General features: G+C 72.7%; 18 protein-coding genes. 10 read left to right on the top strand and 8 right to left on the bottom strand.

The features are described 5' to 3' along the window. Nucleotides 1-159 precede the first annotated feature (159 nt). Nucleotides 160-2,310, bottom strand: coding sequence for a D-alanyl-D-alanine carboxypeptidase family protein (locus tag ACZ45T_RS28160; protein ID WP_468446068.1), 2,151 nt, complete (start codon nucleotides 2,308-2,310; stop codon nucleotides 160-162). Nucleotides 2,311-2,563: 253 nt separating this feature from the next. Between ACZ45T_RS28160 and ACZ45T_RS28155 the strand changes: the two genes are divergently transcribed. Continuing rightward, nucleotides 2,564-3,271: a lysophospholipid acyltransferase family protein gene (locus tag ACZ45T_RS28155; RefSeq protein WP_468446066.1), complete on the top strand. Its 708-nt coding sequence runs from the start codon at nucleotides 2,564-2,566 to the stop codon at nucleotides 3,269-3,271. A gap of 65 nt (nucleotides 3,272-3,336) precedes the next feature. On the opposite strand, the gene ACZ45T_RS28150 is transcribed toward ACZ45T_RS28155, so the two are convergent. Together ACZ45T_RS28150 and ACZ45T_RS28145 are read right to left on the bottom strand one after the other, a co-directional pair. Further along, complete coding sequence (locus ACZ45T_RS28150) at nucleotides 3,337-4,053, bottom strand: hypothetical protein (RefSeq protein ID WP_468446064.1); 717 nt, start codon at nucleotides 4,051-4,053, stop codon at nucleotides 3,337-3,339. Nucleotides 4,054-4,184: 131 nt separating this feature from the next. Next, nucleotides 4,185-4,616, bottom strand: a complete 432-nt coding sequence (locus tag ACZ45T_RS28145) for a GNAT family N-acetyltransferase (RefSeq protein ID WP_468446062.1) — start codon at nucleotides 4,614-4,616, stop codon at nucleotides 4,185-4,187. 177 nt (nucleotides 4,617-4,793) lie between these two features. Here ACZ45T_RS28145 and ACZ45T_RS28140 point away from each other — a divergent pair, with 177 nt between their 5' ends. The 3 genes from ACZ45T_RS28140 (at nucleotide 4,794) to ACZ45T_RS28130 (ending at nucleotide 6,746) form a co-directional block, all read left to right on the top strand. Continuing rightward, nucleotides 4,794-5,210 carry a YciI family protein gene (locus ACZ45T_RS28140; RefSeq protein WP_468446060.1) on the top strand — a complete coding sequence of 139 codons (417 nt, stop codon included), beginning with the start codon at nucleotides 4,794-4,796 and terminating at the stop codon, nucleotides 5,208-5,210. Continuing rightward, entirely contained in the window at nucleotides 5,207-6,487 is a 1,281-nt protein-coding gene (locus tag ACZ45T_RS28135; protein WP_468446058.1) for an RNA polymerase sigma factor, read from the top strand. The genes ACZ45T_RS28140 and ACZ45T_RS28135 overlap by 4 nt, the downstream gene beginning before the upstream one ends. Nucleotides 6,488-6,563: 76 nt before the next feature. After that, the gene (locus ACZ45T_RS28130; protein ID WP_468446056.1) at nucleotides 6,564-6,746 is read left to right on the top strand and encodes a hypothetical protein; all 183 of its coding nucleotides are present in this window, start codon (nucleotides 6,564-6,566) and stop codon (nucleotides 6,744-6,746) included. A gap of 42 nt (nucleotides 6,747-6,788) precedes the next feature. On the opposite strand, the gene ACZ45T_RS28125 is transcribed toward ACZ45T_RS28130, so the two are convergent. Beyond that, on the bottom strand, nucleotides 6,789-8,306 hold the full coding sequence (locus ACZ45T_RS28125; RefSeq protein ID WP_468446054.1) for an AMP-binding protein: 1,518 nt from the start codon (nucleotides 8,304-8,306) through the stop codon (nucleotides 6,789-6,791). Nucleotides 8,307-8,343: 37 nt separating this feature from the next. On the opposite strand from ACZ45T_RS28125, the gene ACZ45T_RS28120 reads away from it, so the two are divergent. Both ACZ45T_RS28120 and ACZ45T_RS28115 read left to right on the top strand, forming a co-directional pair. Further along, nucleotides 8,344-9,081, top strand: coding sequence for a class I SAM-dependent methyltransferase (locus ACZ45T_RS28120; RefSeq protein ID WP_468446052.1), 738 nt, complete (start codon nucleotides 8,344-8,346; stop codon nucleotides 9,079-9,081). A 103-nt stretch (nucleotides 9,082-9,184) separates the two neighbouring features. Continuing rightward, entirely contained in the window at nucleotides 9,185-9,595 is a 411-nt protein-coding gene (locus ACZ45T_RS28115; protein WP_468446050.1) for a rodlin, read from the top strand. Between the two features lie 222 nt (nucleotides 9,596-9,817). Here the strand turns inward: ACZ45T_RS28115 and cynS are convergent, their stop codons facing one another. Both cynS and ACZ45T_RS28105 read right to left on the bottom strand, forming a co-directional pair. Beyond that, nucleotides 9,818-10,288, bottom strand: a complete 471-nt coding sequence (gene cynS / locus ACZ45T_RS28110; RefSeq protein ID WP_468446048.1) for a cyanase — start codon at nucleotides 10,286-10,288, stop codon at nucleotides 9,818-9,820. A 46-nt stretch (nucleotides 10,289-10,334) separates the two neighbouring features. Further along, complete coding sequence (locus tag ACZ45T_RS28105; protein ID WP_468446183.1) at nucleotides 10,335-10,937, bottom strand: carbonic anhydrase; 603 nt, start codon at nucleotides 10,935-10,937, stop codon at nucleotides 10,335-10,337. A gap of 133 nt (nucleotides 10,938-11,070) precedes the next feature. Between ACZ45T_RS28105 and cynR the strand changes: the two genes are divergently transcribed. Beyond that, the gene (gene cynR / locus ACZ45T_RS28100; RefSeq protein ID WP_468446046.1) at nucleotides 11,071-11,994 is read left to right on the top strand and encodes a transcriptional regulator CynR; all 924 of its coding nucleotides are present in this window, start codon (nucleotides 11,071-11,073) and stop codon (nucleotides 11,992-11,994) included. Here the strand turns inward: cynR and ACZ45T_RS28095 are convergent. Continuing rightward, a complete protein-coding gene (locus tag ACZ45T_RS28095; RefSeq protein WP_468446044.1) occupies nucleotides 11,979-12,377 on the bottom strand; it encodes a response regulator in 399 nt (132 codons plus the stop codon). The genes cynR and ACZ45T_RS28095 overlap by 16 nt on opposite strands. Before the next feature lie 98 nt (nucleotides 12,378-12,475). Here ACZ45T_RS28095 and ACZ45T_RS28090 point away from each other — a divergent pair, with 98 nt between their 5' ends. Then, on the top strand, nucleotides 12,476-12,760 hold the full coding sequence (locus ACZ45T_RS28090; protein WP_468446042.1) for a hypothetical protein: 285 nt from the start codon (nucleotides 12,476-12,478) through the stop codon (nucleotides 12,758-12,760). A 22-nt stretch (nucleotides 12,761-12,782) separates the two neighbouring features. Here ACZ45T_RS28090 and ACZ45T_RS28085 read toward each other — a convergent pair whose 3' ends face one another. Beyond that, nucleotides 12,783-13,049, bottom strand: a complete 267-nt coding sequence (locus ACZ45T_RS28085) for a hypothetical protein (RefSeq protein ID WP_468446040.1) — start codon at nucleotides 13,047-13,049, stop codon at nucleotides 12,783-12,785. A 272-nt stretch (nucleotides 13,050-13,321) separates the two neighbouring features. On the opposite strand from ACZ45T_RS28085, the gene ACZ45T_RS28080 reads away from it, so the two are divergent. Both ACZ45T_RS28080 and ACZ45T_RS28075 read left to right on the top strand, forming a co-directional pair. Next, nucleotides 13,322-15,508: an MMPL family transporter gene (locus ACZ45T_RS28080; protein ID WP_468446038.1), complete on the top strand. Its 2,187-nt coding sequence runs from the start codon at nucleotides 13,322-13,324 to the stop codon at nucleotides 15,506-15,508. A 5-nt stretch (nucleotides 15,509-15,513) separates the two neighbouring features. Continuing rightward, on the top strand, nucleotides 15,514-16,695 hold the full coding sequence (locus tag ACZ45T_RS28075) for a sensor histidine kinase (protein WP_468446036.1): 1,182 nt from the start codon (nucleotides 15,514-15,516) through the stop codon (nucleotides 16,693-16,695). The last annotated feature ends 1 nt before the right edge of the window (nucleotide 16,696 follow it).

Below are 16,696 nucleotides of genomic sequence, written 5' to 3'. Positions count from 1 at the left end.
CGCACGCGGAGCCGTCGCAACCCGTGACCAGGCCGTTCCCGGGCGTCCGGCCTCGTTGGCCGAACGCCCGGGCAGCCCGGGCGTCCACGACTTCGTGTGGCAGCCGGGCCCCGAACCGTCCCCGGGCGGCCGACCACCCAGGTCGCCGACTTCTACGGCCTAGCCGAGGCGGGTGAGCCTGGTCCCGAACGAGGGCTCGGCCAGGTCGCCCTGGACCGCCACCGGCACGCTCTTGGCCCCCTCCCCGTCACCGGCCGTCAGGACGGCGACCTCGGAGCCGGCCTTCGCGGTGTGCGGCAGGGGCGAGGCACCGGCGGCGAGGGACAGCTTGAACTGCTGGCCGGGTACGCCGATCAGGTTCAGGTCCTTGGTGGCCACGAGCGGCGTACGGCCGCCGAGCCCGTCGTCCACGTACCCCACGGTCTGGCCCTTGCGGACGACCGGGGCCGATGCGAGTGCCGTCCGTACCGCCTCGATGATCTTCTTGCTGTTCGTCTTCACCAGAGCCAGGCTGTTCACGGCGTCCGGGTCCGGGCCGTCCACGCGCTGGTCCATCAACGTGCCCAGGATCAGCGGGGTCTCGTCGCCGATCGACTTGTACGCCGCCCACATCAGGGTCCCGCCGGCGGGCGTGCTGGAGCCGGTCTTGATGCCCCGGATGCTGAGGCCCTGGGCCGTGAGCAGGCTTTCGTTGTTGTTGACGATCTGCTGGGGCAGCCCCTTGATGGTGGCGCTGGTCAAGGAGACGATCCCACGGAACGCCTCGTCCTTCATGACCGCCTCGGCGAGCTTCAGCTGGTCCACGGCGGTGCTGACGGTGCCCGCGTCCAGGCCGCTGGGGTCGGTGTACGTGGTGTCCTTCATGCCGAGTTCCCTGGCGGCGGCGTTCATCTTCTCGACGAACGCGGCCTCGTTGTCGCTGCCCGTGTCCCAGCGCGCCAACAGGCGGGCGACGTTGTTGCCCGACGGGATCATGAGCATCTTGAGCATGTCCTGCTGGCTGTACTTCGTACCAGCGGTGAGCCCCTCGATCCGGGACTCGTGCTCGGAGGTGCCGTCCGCCACGGCCTTCGCGTCGACGGTGATGGCGGGACCGGGGTCGGTCTTGCGCAGCGGGTGGCCCTTGAGGACCACGTACGCCGTCATCACCTTGGCGACGCTGGCGGTGGGGACGGGCTTCTGCTCGCCGAAGGTGCCGATGTCTCCGGAGCCGGGGACGCGGACGGCCCCTTGTCCCTTGGCGGGCCAGGGGATGGAGAACTGCCCGTCGACGGTGTGGCCGGTTTCGGCGGCGACGAGCTGCGGGGTGGGCAGCGGGCGCAGCAACTGGGCACCGGCGTAGGCGCCGGCGAGGAGGAGCAGGATCGGCGTCCACACCTTGACGCGGCGCAGCGCGGTGCGGCGGGGGGTCTCCGGCGGGGGAGCGGTGTTGGTGAGCTCGGCGAGCAGTTCGAGCGGGGCCGCGGGCTGCTCGGGCCGCGGGGGCTGGGGCTGCTGGGGCCGCGGCTGCGCCGGAGCCGCCGCGGGCTCGGGGCTGTCGAGCTCCTTGAGCGGCAGGAACTGGCTCGTCCGCTCGGCATCGGTCTCCCCGTCCCGCGCCCAGGAGGGCACCTGCCGGGGGGACTTGGCCCGCGGGTCGGCTTCGGCCCCGGCTTTGGCTTCGCCCGCCGGTTCGGCATCCGGCTCGGCGTCATCGGCGTCGGCGGGAGCCTCCGCCACCGCGTCGGCCGCCTCCGGCCCGGCCTCGCCCGCCTCTGCGGCGGCGTCCGGAGCATCGGCCTCGGGTTCGACCTCCGGTTCTGCTGCGGGAGCTTCGGCAGGGGTCTCCACGGGCGCGTCGGCCTCGGAGTCGGTATCGGCCGCGAGTTCGGAGTCCGGCTCTGCTTCGGGCGCTTCGGCAGGGGTCTCGTCCGCTGCGTCGGCCGGCTCGTCCGCCTCGTCCGCGTCGGCCGTCTCCGGCTCGGCCTCGTGGGCGTCTACCGCGGCGGCGTCCGGAGCGTCGGCCTCGGCCTCGCTTTCGGCCTCGGGTGCGGAGTCCGGCTCTGTCTCGGTATCTCCGGCAGGGGTCTCGGCCGTTGCGTCGGCGGGCTCCGGCTCGTCCGCGTCGGCCTCCGCCGTGGCGGCGTCCGGAGCCTCGGCTTCGGCTTCGACCTCCGGTTCGGCCTCCGGTTCGGGCTCCGGCTCGGCTTCGGGTACCTCGGCAGGGCGCTCCGTCACCGAGTCGCCCGCGTCGGGCTCCACTTCCGGGACCGCGGTCCCTTCGGTCTCCGGATTGTCCGAGGAGTCGCCCGCCACCGTTATCGCCTTCATCCCAGCCCCGCCTTGCCGCTCGCACCCGGTCGGCGCCCCACCGCCCACGCGGTGGCGGACAGCCCGCCGGTCCTTCCCGATTTCGTGCGGCGAAGCCCCGTAGCGGAGCCGCGCCGACCTGCTAGATGTCCGCCGTGCCGCCGGTCGTTCCCCGAGTGCGATCTTGTGACAGTTCGGTCATACTCCGACCGCCTACGCCGCCTGAGTACGTCTACTCATGACCGCGCCGCCACACCCTTCGACCATGGACCGCATGCTCAGTCGAATCGCCGCCGCCGTCGTACCCGCCTTCGGGAATCTGACCGTCACCGCCTCCCCCGGGGCCCGGCCCGCCGCGGGCAGCATCCTCGTCGCCAACCACACCTCCCTCGCGGACCCCGCCGTCGTGGTCGCCGCGCTGCGCCGGTACGGGATAGAGCCCGTCATCCTGGCCACCGGCGGCCTGTGGCGCGTACCGCTGCTCGGCGCCGCGCTCCGGCGCGAAGGGCACATCGCCGTCCACCGCGGTACCGCTCGCGCCGCCGATTCCCTGGACGCCGCGGCCGTCGCCCTCGCCTCCGGCCGCAGCGTGCTGCTCTACGGGGAAGGCGGGCTGCCGGTCCGCCTCGACGCGGGGGAGTCGGCCCCGGGCCCCTTCCGCAGCGGCCTGGCCCGGCTCGCCGCCGCGACCGGCGCCCCCGTCGTCCCCGTCGGCCAGGCGGGCGCCCGCCGACTGTGCTCGGGCAGCGGCGCCAAGCAGCTCGCCGGAGTGCTCACCGCCCCGCTCCGCAGGCCCTGCGTGCACGTCCACATCGGCTCGCCGTTCCACCTCCCCGACCGTCCCGACCGGGTGCAGGAGGCCACGGAGCGGGCCCGCCAGGCCGTCACGGCCGCCTGGCGGACCGCCGCACGCGCCCTCGGCGAGCCGGTGTCCGGCGTGCCGTCGGCCTCTCAGGGCACTCCCCGGGGGTCGGAGCGGTAGCTCGCGATCTCCGCCAGGTTCCCGCAGCTCGCGCGTGGCGGCGAGCGCCGTGCCGGGGACGGGTCTCAGCGGGTGCTGTGCCCGAGGATCACGTGGGCCGCGACCTCCCGGTCGGCGTCGGTGTCGATGAAGGAGATCATCACCGGGCTGCTGCCCGTCGGCCCGCCCGCGGTCGCGCGCAGCCGGTAGCGCTCGACACGGACGACCTCGCGGGCGAGCGGGGTGCCGCCCGTGAACATGGACGCCGGTTTGGCGTCATTGGCGATGCGGAAATCGGCCGGGCGCCAAGTGCCCGAGGCCGGATCGAGGCGCTCCAACAGGAAACCCGGCCCGCTGCCCGGCTGGTCGCCCGGTTCGCCGACCAGGAACTCCATCTGGAAGGCGACCAGGAGGTGACGGTAGTCGGCGGAGTTCCCGTTCCGCAGGGTGACGGTGAACTCCTGCGCGGCGCCACCCCGTACGAGGGTGAGCCGACCGCCCCGGGTGTCGACCGCGACCGTCAGCCGGGTCGGGGCAGGGGGCGGAGTCGTGGCCCGGGTCGTGGGCGGAACCGACGGCGCGGCGGACCCGGACGGGGAGCCGGAAACGGGCGCGGAGGCCGAGGCCGATGGGGATGGGGATGGGGATGGGGATGGGGCAGAAGACGCCGAGGCGGACGCCGGAGTGGAGGCCGCCGCCGGGCCCTTGCCGTCTTCGTCCCCGCACCCGGTGGAGCCCGCCAGCAGGACGGCGGCCACGGCCGCGACGCACAGACCCCTGCGAGGGCCTCCGGATGCGGGCATGAGATGGGTCCCCTCGAGGTCGGCTTCGGCAGGAACCTAGCAATCAGCCGCCGTGCCGACGAGGCCGGTCGGGCCTCGGCGCGGCGTCGGTTCGGTCACGGCGTCCCCGCACCGGCCGAGGCTCAGCGCCGTCAGACGAGCGGCTTCTCGAAGTTGAAGGCGGTCACGGCCATCCGCTCGCGGAAGTAGAAGCGGTGGGCGTCGGTCCGCTGCGTGCCGGAGTCGAGCGTCAGAGCCGTGCAGCCGGCCGCCCTGGCGTGCTCCTCCAGATGGGCCAGCAGTGCGCGGCCCACTCCGGTGGAGCGGGCGGCGGAGGCGGTGACCAGGTCGTCGACGTAGAGCATGCGGACCGTGGAGGTGTTGGCGACGACCCGCCACCCCGCCGCGCCCACGCACTCGCCGTCCGCGCCGTAGGCCGCGGTGAAGCGCAGCCCCTGGCCCTGCCCCTCCGCGAGGATCGTGCGGAACAGCTCCTCGGTGAGGTGGGGGCGCAGTTCGAGCAGGACGGGAAACAGGTCGTCGGTCAGCCGGGGATCGCCCGGCTCCAGGTCGATGATCTTCATGGCGCCAGCGTAATCCGCCCCCGCACGCCCGCCCGCACCCGCCCGCCCCAGCTGCGCCCAGCAGGGCGAAGCCCTCGCGCATGCCCACCGCCGACGTGTCGAAATGAGAAGGACGGCTCCGACGTCCCATGCGAGAGGCCCCGGACCGGGGCCGGCCGACAGAAGGAGTGGCACCCCATGAAGTACATGCTGATGGTCCTCGGGAAGCAGGCCGACTACGACGCCATGTTCGGCAAGGCGAGCGGTGGCAGCCCGGCCTGGTCCGAGGCGGATCTCAAAGCGATGTTCGACCACATGAACGCCCTGAACGACGATCTCGCCGAGTCGGGCGAATGGGTCGACGGCCAGGGCCTAGCCGAACCCCGCCAGGCCCGTCTCGTGACCGCAGGCGCCGACGGGGCGCCCGTGATCTCCGACGGACCCTACGGGGAGGCCAAGGAGGTGCTCGCCGGCTACTGGATCGTCGACGTCCCCGACTTCGCCCGGGCCGCCGAGATCGCCGCCCGCGCCTACGCCTGCCCGCAACCCGAGGGCGCGCCCGCCTACCCGGTCGTCGTCCAACCCGTCGACACCACCACGGGGACCGAGATGTGACGACCGACCCCGCCCCCGCGAGCGAGGACCTGCTGCGCCGGCTGGCGCCGCAGGTCCTCGGCGCCCTCGTCCGCCGCTACGGACACTTCGACGCCGCCGAGGACGCGGTACAGGAGGCCTTGCTCGCCGCTGCCCGCCAGTGGCCCGAGGAGGGCCGCCCCGGCAATCCCCGCGGCTGGCTGATCCGGGTCGCCTCCCGCCGGCTCACGGACCAGCTGCGCAGCGAGGACGCGCGCAGGCACCGCGAGGAGACGGCCGCCGCGCTGACCCCGCGGGACGAGTTCGTGGAGCCGCCACCGGGGGAGGGCCGCGCCCCCGCCGAGGACGACACCCTCACCCTGCTCTTCCTGTGCTGCCGGGCCGAACTGGCCCCCGCCGCCCGGATCGCCCTCACCCTGCGTGCCGTGGGCGGCCTCACCACCGCCGAGATCGCCCGCGCCCTACTGGTGCCCGAGGCGACGATGGCGCAGCGGATCAGTCGGGCGAAGCGGCGCATCAAGGCCTCGGACGCGCCGTTCGGCATCCCGCACCACGGCCGCGACCGCGCCCCTGACCAGGCTTCCGAGCACGCCGGACGGCTCGCCGACGTGCTCCACGTGCTCTACCTGATCTTCAACGAGGGCTACACGGCAACCTCGGGACGCGATCTGCAACGCGCCGACCTCGCCGCCGAGGCGATCCGCCTGACCCGCGCCGTGCACGCCCTGCTGCCGTCCGACGGCGAGGTGGCCGGGCTGCTCGCCCTGATGCTCCTCACCGACGCCCGGCGCGCCGCCCGTACGACGCCCGACGGCGGCCTGGTCCCCCTCGCCGAACAGGACCGCACCCGCTGGGACCGGGCGGCCATCGCGGAGGGGGTCGCCCTGGTCAGCGACGCCCTCACCCGCACCCCGCTCGGCCCCTACCAGTTGCGCGCCGCGATCGCGGCCGTGCACGACGAGGCGGCGAGCGACGAGGACACGGACTGGGTGGAGATCCTCGCCTTGTACGAGGTACTGATCCGCATGGTCCCCGGACCTCTGGAACACCTGGGTCACGCGGTCGCGGTGGCCATGGTGCACGGGCCGCGGCGGGCCCTCGCCCTGCTCGCCGACCTGGACGGGGACGACCGCATCGCCGGACATCACCGCCTCGAAGCCGTACGGGCCCACCTGCTGGAGAGGGCGGGCGACCTGGCGGCGGCCCGCGCCGCCTACGCGAAGGCCGCCGCGCTCACCCTCAGCGTTCCGGAGCGCCGCTACCTCCAGTCGAGGGCCGCGCGGATCGCAGAGAAATGATCCGCGGGCCGGGACCCGGCGTCCGGATGTCGGACATGGTCATCGGGTGTCACACCCGCCGCCTACTCTTGATCACGTGAGCCCGACCCCTGACATCCGCACAGCACCCGAACGCTCCCTCGCCGAGATCAACGCCGACATCCGCTGCCTCTTCGCCCGCGCCGAGGGCCGCCTCTCCGACGCGGAGCGCGTCCGGCACGCGACCCTGCTGGGGGAGTGGGCCGCGGCCATAAGGGCCTCGGTGGTCCCGGCCGCGTAGCGCCCGCGGCCGCGCCGGACCGATGGGTCCGCGGGCCGGCGGCTATCCCCGGGGCCCGTGCCCGGGCCCCTTCGCGTCGCCCGCAGCGAGTTCTCGCAGCCGGCGCTTGTCGGGCTTCCCCCGCGCGGTCAGCGGAATCGTCCGCTCCCAGAACACCGCGGTGGGCCGGTGCGCCGGGGCCAGCTCCTTCTCCACCAGGTCACAGGCCTCGCCGGCCGTCTCGGCGCTGGGCGCACATCCCGCCGCCGACACCAGGAAGGCGCACACCTCCTCGCCGGTGAGGTCGCTGTGCCGGCCCACCACCACGGCCCGCGCCACGGCGGGATGCCGGGCGAGCGCGGCCTCGACCGGAAAGCAGTACACGTTGTCCCCGTCAACCATGACCACGTCCTTGACCCGGTCGTCGAGGTACAGGTAGCCGTCCTCGCCGAAGTGTCCGACGTCCCCGGTCCGCAGCCACCCGTCCCGCAGTACCCCGGCCGTCAGTTCGGGCCGGCCCCAGTACCCGGCCATCATCGCCGCCGACCGCATCCACACCTCGCCGCTGCGTCCGGCCGTCACCGCCGAGCCCCGGTCGTCGCGCACCTCGACCTCCACGCCCGCGACGGGCCGCCCGACCGAGCCCAGCAGCTCGGGCCGGCCGCCCACCGCGGCCTCGTGGTCGGCGGGGGTGAGGCGGCAGATCACCGCGGCCTCGTTCATGCCGTATCCCTGCTGCCAGCGGCCGCCCCAGCGGGTCACTGCCTCCCGCAGCCGTTCCGGGTGGATGGGTGAGTCGCCGTACGAGACCGTCTCCAGCCCGGGGACACCGTGGGCCGTCACGGGGTCGTCCAGCAGCCGGTACACCATCGAGGTCGTCAGGTACGTGGACACCGGCCCCAGTCGAAGACAGGCGGCCGCGAACTCCCGCGTCCCGAAGGGGTCGAGGAGCTCCACCCGCCCTCCGGCCCGCAACTGCTCCAGGCACCGCCCGCCGGCCCGCTGCGCCAGCGAGGTGACCGACAGGTGGACCGACTCCGCCCAGCCCGCCGGGCGTACGGCGTTCCGCGCGGCCATCGCTCCGAAGGTGGAGGCCACTCCCTTGGGCCGCCCCGTGGTCCCGCTGGTGTAGGTCACCCGGGCCACGTCGTCCTCCCGCGCCCGCACCGCCACCGCCGTGGCCTCACGCTGCGCGGCCCGCCGGACCACCTCGTCCAGGCCGAGCCGGGGCGCCGCGGTGTCCGGCACCGGCCCGTCGTGCACCACCAGGTCCGGCCGGCAGTCCCGCAGGATGAAGTCCAGCCCGTACAGGGCCGGTCCGGCGGACACCTGGGTCAACCGGGCGCCCAGCAGGTGCGCCGCGATCCGTACCAGCAGGACCTCCGGCCGGTTCGAGCCCGCCACACAGGCCAGCCCGGACCCGCGCCCGACACCCGCGTCGGAGAGCACCCCGGCCAGCCGGCCGGCGTGGTCGAGCACCTCCTGGAACTCCATGACGACCGGCCCGGCGCCGAGCGCGGGCCGCCCCGCGTACCGCTCCAACGCTCCGACCAGTTCCGTGACGTACTGTGCGGCCACCACGTGCGACCTGCCTCCCCGCGCCCGCATCATGGACGGCATGACGAACGAATCCCGTGCTCGTTCCTTCAGTTCCGCGGCAGCCCGCTACGCCGCCCATCGTCCCTCGTACCCACCCGCCCTCTTCGACACGCTGGCGGAACTGGCCGGCTTCCCGCTGGCCGGGGCCCGAGTCGCCGACGTGGGCGCCGGTACGGGAATCGCCACCGCCCTCCTGGAGGAGCGCGGGGCCCGTGTCGTCGGGGTGGAGCCGGGGGAGGGCATGGCCGCCGAGTTCCGGCGCCGCAATCCCCGGACGCCGCTCGTCCGCGCGGACGGCAACAGCCTGCCGTTGGCGTCCGGTTGCCTGGACCTGCTCACGTACGCGCAGTCCTGGCACTGGACCGACCCGGAACGCGCCGTCCCCGAAGCGCTGCGCGTACTGCGTCCCGGCGGGGCGCTGGCGGTCTGGCAGAACGACCCGGACACCACCGTCGGATGGACGGCCGACCAGCAGGCCCGCATCGAGGAGCGGTTCGGTCCGGGCTGGTACATCAACGAGCGCGCCCGCTCGCAGGACGGGCTGCGCTTCACCACCCGCCGCCTGTCGTGGTCGCGGCGCGTCCCGGTCGACACGCACCTGGCGAAGCTGTCCACGCACTCCCTCTTCCTCGTCGGCGAGCCCGGTACGGACGCCTTCCTCGCCGACGAACGCGCCCTCCTGATGGGCCGGTTCCCGGACGGGTGGGTGGAGGAGCCCTACGTCGCCGAGCTGAGCCTGGCCGTTCGCGAGGTGTGACGCCCAGTGGGGGCTGTTCGGGTGAAGCGGCGGAACCTGTGGTCGCGCCGGCCGTTGATCAGAGCGCTCACCACCATGCACTCGTGCGACATAAGGACCTCTGATGATCAAGAAGATTATGGCCACCGCCGCCGTCACCGCATCCATCGTCGGTGCGGGTGCCGCCGTGGCCGCCCCGGCCATGGCCATTGGCAACGACAACGGGATCAACACGATCAACGGCAATGGTGCCCAGCAGATCTACGGCAACCAGAAGACCCACGGCGACCTGAGCCCGCAGCTCGGCCTGGTCCAGGGCACCCTGAACAAGCCCTGCATCGCCCTGCCGGCGAAGATCAACACCCAGTCGCTGGTCGGCGCGGCCAACATCGGTGTCCAGGACATCAACATCCTGTCGAACCCGCAGAACCAGCAGTGCACCGAGAACTCCACCCAGGCCAAGGGCGACGAGCCGCTCTCGCACATCCTGGACAACATCCCGGTCCTGTCGGGCAACCTCTCGGCCGGCAGCTGACGCAGTCCCCTCTGCGAGCCGGGGCCTCCGACGCCTGCGCGAGTGCCCACGGGGCCCCGGCTTGTTCCACCCGGATCCGCGGATCCGCCCCGACCACTGGCGCGCGGCGGCCGAACGGCCGTCACCGTGGGCACCGAACCTCACGTCACAGAGCCTCCAGCCCGACCGGGCAGGAGGCTCTGTTGTATGTGCGCCCCCGGAGAGGGCCCGGGCGTCGGGCGGTCAGAAGGGCTTCGTCGGGAGGTACTTCCCGTCCAGGGTGATGACGGCGCGCTCGCCGCCCTCGGGGTCGGCGACCTTCTTGACGTCCAGCTTGAAGTTGATCGCGCTGATGATGCCGTCGCCGAACTGCTCGTGGACCAGGGCCTTCAGGGTGGTTCCGTAGACCTGGAGCATCTCGTGGAAGCGGTAGATCGTCGGGTCGGTCGGGATGCCGCCGGGGATCGATCCGCGGGTCGGAATCGTCTGCAGGAGCAGCACCGCGTCCTCGTCCAGGTCCAGCAGTTCGGCGACCGACCTCGCCGCGGTCTCGGGCAGGGCGTGCTGGCCCAGCAGGGCGGCGGTGACGTAGGCGACCGACAGCCCGGCGGCGTCGGCGAGTTGCTGCCAGGAGAGGTCCTTGCGGGTCTTGGCCAGGGTGACGGCGGCGGCCAGGTCCTGGCGGGCGGTGGGGTCGAACTGGGCGTGCAGCATGCGGTGTCCTTTGCGTGTGAGGTGGGGGAAGGGCTGGGTGGCGGGGTCAGACGGCCAGGGCGGCCGGGTGGTCCGCGGCGGGGCCGACCTCCACGACGCCGCCGGTGCGGATGTCGTAGACCCAGCCGCGCAGGGTGAGGGTGCCCTCGGCCCGGGCGCGGGCGACCGAGGGATGGGTGGCCAGGTTCGCGAGCTGGGCGCGCACGTTCTCGCGGACCAGGGCGGACAGCCGGTCCGGTCCGGCGCCCGCCGTACGGGCCACCGAGGCGTCCGCGTGCCGCAGCCAGCCCGCGACGGAGGAGGCGGCGCTCAGGTCCGTGCCCTCGGCCAGCGCGGTCATCGCCCCGCAGGCGGAGTGCCCGCACACGACGATGCCGGTGACGCCGAGGACGGCGACGGCGTACTCGATGCTGGCGGTCACCCCGTCCGGGCCCGGCGCGTAGGCGGGGACGAGGTTCCCGGCGGTGCGGATGACGAAGAGCTCGCCCGGCTCGCTCTGGGTGATCAGTTCCGGCACCACGCGGGCGTCGGAACAGCCGATGAACAAGGTGGCGGGCCGGTGGGACTCGGCCAGGTGGGCGAAGAGCTCCGCCTTGGCCGGGAAGACCTCGTGCTGGAAGCGTGCGACGCCGTCCGAGAGATCGTGCAGGGCCTGCATGGTCACTCCCTCTGGTGGGATGCGCCCCGTGGGGCTTGACGTGTTCCACCATGCATGAGCTGCATCTATTGTGTCCAAGACGAAATATCCATACCTGCTATTGCTCCCATCTATAGTTGTGGTCATGGCTATGGAACTGCGTCACCTGCGCTATCTGATCGCCGTGGCCGAACACGGCAGCTTCACGCGCGCCGCCGAGGAGCTGCGGATCTCCCAGCCCACCCTGTCCCAGCAGGTGAAGCAGCTCGAACGCACCGTGGGCGTCCAGCTCTTGGACCGCACCGGCCGCGCCGTACGGCTCACCGACGCCGGTGCGACGTACGTCCACTACGCGCGCGGCGCCCTACGGGACCTCGCGACCGCCGAGCGGGCCGTCATGGACCTGGCCGACCTCTCCCGCGGCCACCTGCGCCTCGCGCTGACCCCCACCTTCACCGCGTACCTCGTCGGCCCGCTCGTCGCCGAGCTGTACGCCGCCCATCCCGGCATCACCCTCGCGGTCCGGGAGATGCCCCAGGACCGCATCGAAGCCGGCCTGCTCGCCGACGAGCACGACCTCGGCTTCGCCTTCCAGGGGCCGCACCTGCCGGGAATCGCGGCGACCCCCCTGTTCACGGAGACCCTCAGCCTCGTCACTGCTGCCGCCGCCGCCGCCGACGACGGCGCGGGGCCGGGGCCGGACCCGGCCCCGCTGCCCGTACGCGATCTGGCGACGCGCCGACTGGCCCTGCTCAGCGGGGACTTCGCCACCCGCGTCCACGTCGACGCCTACCTCGCCGCCCACGGAATCCGGCCGCACATCGCGGTCGAGGCGAACTCCGTCCAGGCCCTCACCGAGATCCTCCGGGGCACCTCGCTGGCCACCGTCCTGCCCGACGCCGTCACCCACGACCACCCGTACCTGCGCCCGGTCCCGCTCGACCCGGCGCTCCCGTCCCGCACGGTCACACTGCTGCGCCGGGAGGGCGCCTACGAGAGCGCCGCCTCCCGCGCCTTCACCGCATTCACCGCTCGCCTGGTCCGCGCCCGCGGCTACCGCCCTGCCTGAGCGGTCGGCCGGGCGAGGCGCTCGACGCGGGCCAGGAACTCGGTGGGGTGGAACGGCTTCGCGAGGCAGTCGCTCACGCCGGCTTCCAGCGCGCGGACCGTGCACTCCGGGTCCGCGGGCGGCAGCGCGAGGATCGGGACGCGCCCGTGGTCGGGATGCCGGCGGATCTCCTCGAACATCGCCACCTCGTCCAGGCCCGGCCCGGTCCGCTCGCAGATCACCAGGGCGACGGGAGCCTCGCTGCCCAGCAGGGCGAGGGCTTCCTTCCCGCTGCCGCCGTCGACCACGGCGAACCCGCTGCCCACGAGGAGACGCTCCAGCAGCATCCGGAGGGTGGGCTCCTTCGCCACGAGGAGGATCTTGTCCGGGGAATCGCCGCTCATCGTGTTCCTCTTCATCTGCGTGCGGGGGTCCAGGAGAGCGTACGAGGTGGGGCGTGTGCGCGCCCGCTCCGGGGCACCTGATCAGGTAGCTTCGATGTATGACCACTGAGCCGCAGAGCTTCGAGATCCTGCTGGTGCCCGAGCACATCGAGAACCTGGGCGCCGCCTCCGCGGCCGACAAGGCCCTGCGATCGGCCGTGGTCGAGGCGACCGGCGAGAAGGGGTCCTCCGGCTACCCCCGCTACCGCGGACAGGGCGTGGAAGCCGACATCGACCCGGCGACGCGCACGGTCGAGGCACTGCTCGTCGACGGCGCGGAGCTGGACTACGGCCTGATCGCCATGATCGCCCCCGAGGGGGGCCGGGGAGCTCGTCGGAAGTGATCGATCCATCGACCCGTGGTGGCTAGCTCAGTGGCAGAGTGACGTCCAGGTTCTGGATCCAAACCCGCTCCACCTCGGGCTTGATGCGGAATTCGCCGTGAACCTTGGTTTCTGTCACCACGTCGATGACGGTTCCCGTCGGCTTGGTCTCCACGAGTACGAGGACCAGCACCTTCGGGTCCGGATTGATGCCCGGATTGCCGTGCTCCAGTTTGAGTTCGAACTCAGGAAGCGGACAGGACAGCGTGCCGTCAATGGTGACGCGGCGCTGACCCTTGCCATCGGTCACGGTCGCCGTGAAATCCTTGTACGTGCCTGAGCACTGCAACGGTCCCTTTTGCTCCGTACTCCCCATGACTCCTCCGAACACTGATGTGTACCGGCGAAGGCCCAGTCCCCAAACATCGACCGGGCCGGTCTTCCCATTGTCTTCCGGCCCCAAGCCCGGTGCCACTCGTCCACCCGTCCACTCGTCCGTGGGCGGGGTCCACCGATCGGTGGACGGCAGGTTCAGTCGGCAGGACGTCATGGGCGGGGTGCCCCGCCGACCATGCTCCGGACATGACCAAATTACCTGTCCGCATGGCCCGTTGGAGCGCCCGGCACGCAGGGCGTGCGATCGCCGGGTGGTTCGCCTTCGTCCTGCTCTGCCTCGCCGCCGGGCTGGCCGTCGGCACCAACCAGGCCACCTCCGAGGACTTCCGTGTCGGCGAGGCCGGCCGCGCCGAGGCGATCGCCGCCGAGGGCGGCCTGGAGCGCCGGCCCACCGAACAGATCCTGATCCGCGCCCGCTCCGGAGCGCTCGACGCGCGAGCGGCCGGCGCCGCCGCACGGGACCTCACCGAGCGGATGCGCACGCTGCCCCAGGTCGACAGCGTGGCCGACCCCGTACGCTCGCAGGACGGCACGGTCCTGATGGTCTCGGTGGTCATGAAGGGCCCCGAGCTGGACGGCAGGAAGAACGTCGCCCCGCTCCTCGAACAGACCGCGCACGTGGCCGCCGGCCACGCCGCCCTGGTCGTCGAGGAGACCGGCTCCCCGGCCATCAGCAAGGGGGTCAACGACCAGCGCGGCAAGGACCTCGCGCTCTCCGAGCGCATCACCCTGCCCGTCACCCTCGTCACCCTCCTGCTCGTCTTCGGCTCGCTGGTCATGGCCGGCGTGCCGCTGCTGCTCGCGCTCTCCTCGATCGCCGCCGCCCTCGGGCTGTCCATGGTGGCCTCCCACGTCATGCCCGACGCCGGTGTCGGCACCAACATGATCCTGCTCATCGGTCTCGCGGTGGGCGTCGACTACACGCTCTTCTACCTCAAGCGGGAACGCGAGGAACGGGCCCGGGCCCGGGGCGGGCTCAGCTCCGAGGCCCTGGTCGAGCTGGCGGCCGCGACCGCGGGCCGGGCCATCGTGGTGTCCGGCCTCGCCGTGATCGTCTCCACCGCCACCCTGTACCTGGCCACCGACGTCATCTTCTCCTCCCTCGCGACGGGCACGATCCTGGTGGTCGCCGTCGCCGTGGCCAGCTCGCTGACCGTGCTGCCCGCGCTGCTCGTGAAGATCGGCGACCGGACCGAACGGCGTGCGGCCCGCACCGACGAACGCCGGGCCCGGCTCGGCAAGCCGGCCCGCGTGCGGCGGCGGCAGGCCGGCCCGGACGGCCACGAGGGCACCGGGCGGCTCTCCGCCGCCCTGCTGCGGCCCGCCCGCAAGCACCCCCTGCTCACCCTGTGCGTGTCCGTACTGGCCCTGCTGGGCTTCGCCGCACCCGCGCTCGGCCTCGAGCTCGTCGACCCGGGCCGCGACACCTTCTCCCGCGACATCCCGGCCGTACAGGTCTACGACCGGCTGAACGCGGCCTTCCCCGAGCTCTCGGCCCAGCACCGCGTCGCCGTCAGGTCCACCCCCGAGCGGGCCGCCGAAGTGCGCCGGGCCCTGGAGGACCTCGGCCGACGGGCCCAGGCGGACCCGCTCTTCGCCGAGAACACCGAGCCCAGGATCCTGACCTCCACCGACGGGCGGATCACCGTACTGGAGCTCGCCGTGCCCTTCACCGCGACCTCGAAGCAGGCCGGGGCCTCGCTCGCCCATCTCCGCCAGGACCATCTGCCCGCCACCGTCGGTGCGTTGAAGGGCGTGGAGAGCGCCGTCTCCGGTGACGTGGCGCGGGGCCGCGACTACGTGGACCACGAGAACGGCAAACTGCCCCTGGTCCTCGGCGCCCTGCTGCTCGCGACCTTCCTGATGACCCTCTGGGCGTTCCGCTCGGTCGTCATCGCCCTGATCGGCGTCGTGCTCAACCTGCTCTCCGCCGGGGCGGCGCTCGGCGCCCTCGTCGCCGTCTTCCAAGGGACGTGGGCCGAGGGCCTGCTGGCCTTCGACTCCCTCGGCGCGATCGCCTCCCGGGTCCCGCTGTTCCTCTTCGTCATCCTCTTCGGACTGTCCATGGACTACCAGGTGTTCGTCGTCAGTCGGATCAAGGAGGCGATGGACCAGGGGATGCCGGCCCGCGAGGCGGTACTGGACGGCATCGGCCGGTCGGCGAAGGTCGTCACCAGTGCGGCGATCGTGATGGTGACCGTCTTCGGCGCCTTCGTCGCGCTGCACCTCACCGAGATGAAGCAGATGGGCTTCTGCCTGGCCCTCGCCGTCCTGCTCGATGCCGTGGTGGTCCGCCTCATGATCCTGCCCGCGCTGCTGCTGCTCCTCGGCGAGCGGGCCTGGAGCCGACGGGACCTGTGCGACGTAGGATGACGATCATGCTTCAACGGCCACAGCGCGGCGACCCGTTATGGATCTGGCTGCTCCACTGGTGGGACGTCCTGTCGTGGGCGATCATCGGATTGCTGACCCTCCTGACCGTCTTCGCGGACCTTCCCGCAACGGCGAAGTACGGGTCGCTGGCGCTGCTGGCCGTGCTCGCCCTCAGCTACGTGCTCGCCAAGAAACTGCCCGAGAACCCCGTGCGCGGGGGGTACGTCCACCTCGCGGTGCTGCTCCTCGCCCTCGGTGGGCTCTCCTACCTCCGGGACGGCTACGGGGTGCTCTACACCCTGGCACTCCCGCAGTTCGTGATCTTCGTGGACAGCCTGCGCGCGGCGATCGTCCTCAGCGGTCTCGGTGCCACGGCCATCACCCTCGGCGGCACCCTGCGCGAGGGCTGGACCGCCTCCCACCTCACCACCAACACCGTCTCCTCCCTCGCCGTCTACGCGGTGAGCGTCCTGGTCGCCCTGCTGACGCCCCGGGCGCTGGCGATCCGTGACGAACGAGCCCATTTGCGCGCCGAGTTGGCGAGCACCCAGCTCAGTCTCGCCGAGGCCCACCGGCTCCAGGGCGCGGCCGAGGAACGCGAGCGGCTCGCCCGGGAGATCCACGACACCCTGGCCCAGGGCTTCGCCTCCATCATCGTGCTGGCGGAAGCGGCCCGCTCCGGGGTGGAGACCGATCCGGACCGCACCGCCCAGCAGTTGCTCTCCATAGAGCGGACCGCGCGCGAGAACTTCGCCGAGGCCCGGGTCCTGGTCGGCTCCGCTCCACAGAGCGGACTCACCCCGGGGTCGGTCGCGGCCACCTTGCGCCGCACCCTGGACCGCTTCACCGAGGACACCGGGCTCACCGTCGTCGCCGACCTGGCGGAGGTGGCCTGCGACCAGCCCACCCGGATCGCCCTGCTCCGCTGTACCCAGGAGTCCCTGGCCAACGTACGCAAGCACGCGGCCGCCTCCACGGTGGACGTGACCTTGACGCAGCGCCCGTACGGCGTGGAGCTGGAGATCACGGACGACGGCCGGGGCTTCGAGGTCGAGGACGCCAACGGCTTCGGGCTGGGCGGCATGAGCAAGCGCCTCGCCGAACTCGGCGGGGACCTGACGGTGACCAGCTCACCCGGCGACGGCACCCGCGTGCTCGCCCTGATCCCGACGAACGGTGAGGCCTGAC

The sequence above is a fragment of the Streptomyces sp. NPDC030995 genome (genome assembly GCF_055571215.1).
This window is presented reverse-complemented; position numbering and strand designations above follow the sequence as displayed.

Excerpts from the sequence above, each read along its gene's own strand:
- ACZ45T_RS28075 (WP_468446036.1), top strand. The coding sequence starts at position 15,514 with ATGCTTCAACGGCCACAGCGCGGCGACCCGTTATGGATCTGGCTGCTC.
- ACZ45T_RS28160 (WP_468446068.1), bottom strand. The coding sequence starts at position 2,310 with ATGAAGGCGATAACGGTGGCGGGCGACTCCTCGGACAATCCGGAGACC.
- ACZ45T_RS28090 (WP_468446042.1), top strand. The coding sequence starts at position 12,476 with ATGACCACTGAGCCGCAGAGCTTCGAGATCCTGCTGGTGCCCGAGCAC.
- cynR (WP_468446046.1), top strand. The coding sequence starts at position 11,071 with ATGGCTATGGAACTGCGTCACCTGCGCTATCTGATCGCCGTGGCCGAA.
- ACZ45T_RS28155 (WP_468446066.1), top strand. The coding sequence starts at position 2,564 with ATGCTCAGTCGAATCGCCGCCGCCGTCGTACCCGCCTTCGGGAATCTG.
- cynS (WP_468446048.1), bottom strand. The coding sequence starts at position 10,288 with ATGCTGCACGCCCAGTTCGACCCCACCGCCCGCCAGGACCTGGCCGCC.
- ACZ45T_RS28140 (WP_468446060.1), top strand. The coding sequence starts at position 4,794 with ATGAAGTACATGCTGATGGTCCTCGGGAAGCAGGCCGACTACGACGCC.
- ACZ45T_RS28145 (WP_468446062.1), bottom strand. The coding sequence starts at position 4,616 with ATGAAGATCATCGACCTGGAGCCGGGCGATCCCCGGCTGACCGACGAC.
- ACZ45T_RS28150 (WP_468446064.1), bottom strand. The coding sequence starts at position 4,053 with ATGCCCGCATCCGGAGGCCCTCGCAGGGGTCTGTGCGTCGCGGCCGTG.
- ACZ45T_RS28095 (WP_468446044.1), bottom strand. The coding sequence starts at position 12,377 with ATGAGCGGCGATTCCCCGGACAAGATCCTCCTCGTGGCGAAGGAGCCC.
- ACZ45T_RS28115 (WP_468446050.1), top strand. The coding sequence starts at position 9,185 with ATGATCAAGAAGATTATGGCCACCGCCGCCGTCACCGCATCCATCGTC.
- ACZ45T_RS28080 (WP_468446038.1), top strand. The coding sequence starts at position 13,322 with ATGACCAAATTACCTGTCCGCATGGCCCGTTGGAGCGCCCGGCACGCA.
- ACZ45T_RS28120 (WP_468446052.1), top strand. The coding sequence starts at position 8,344 with ATGACGAACGAATCCCGTGCTCGTTCCTTCAGTTCCGCGGCAGCCCGC.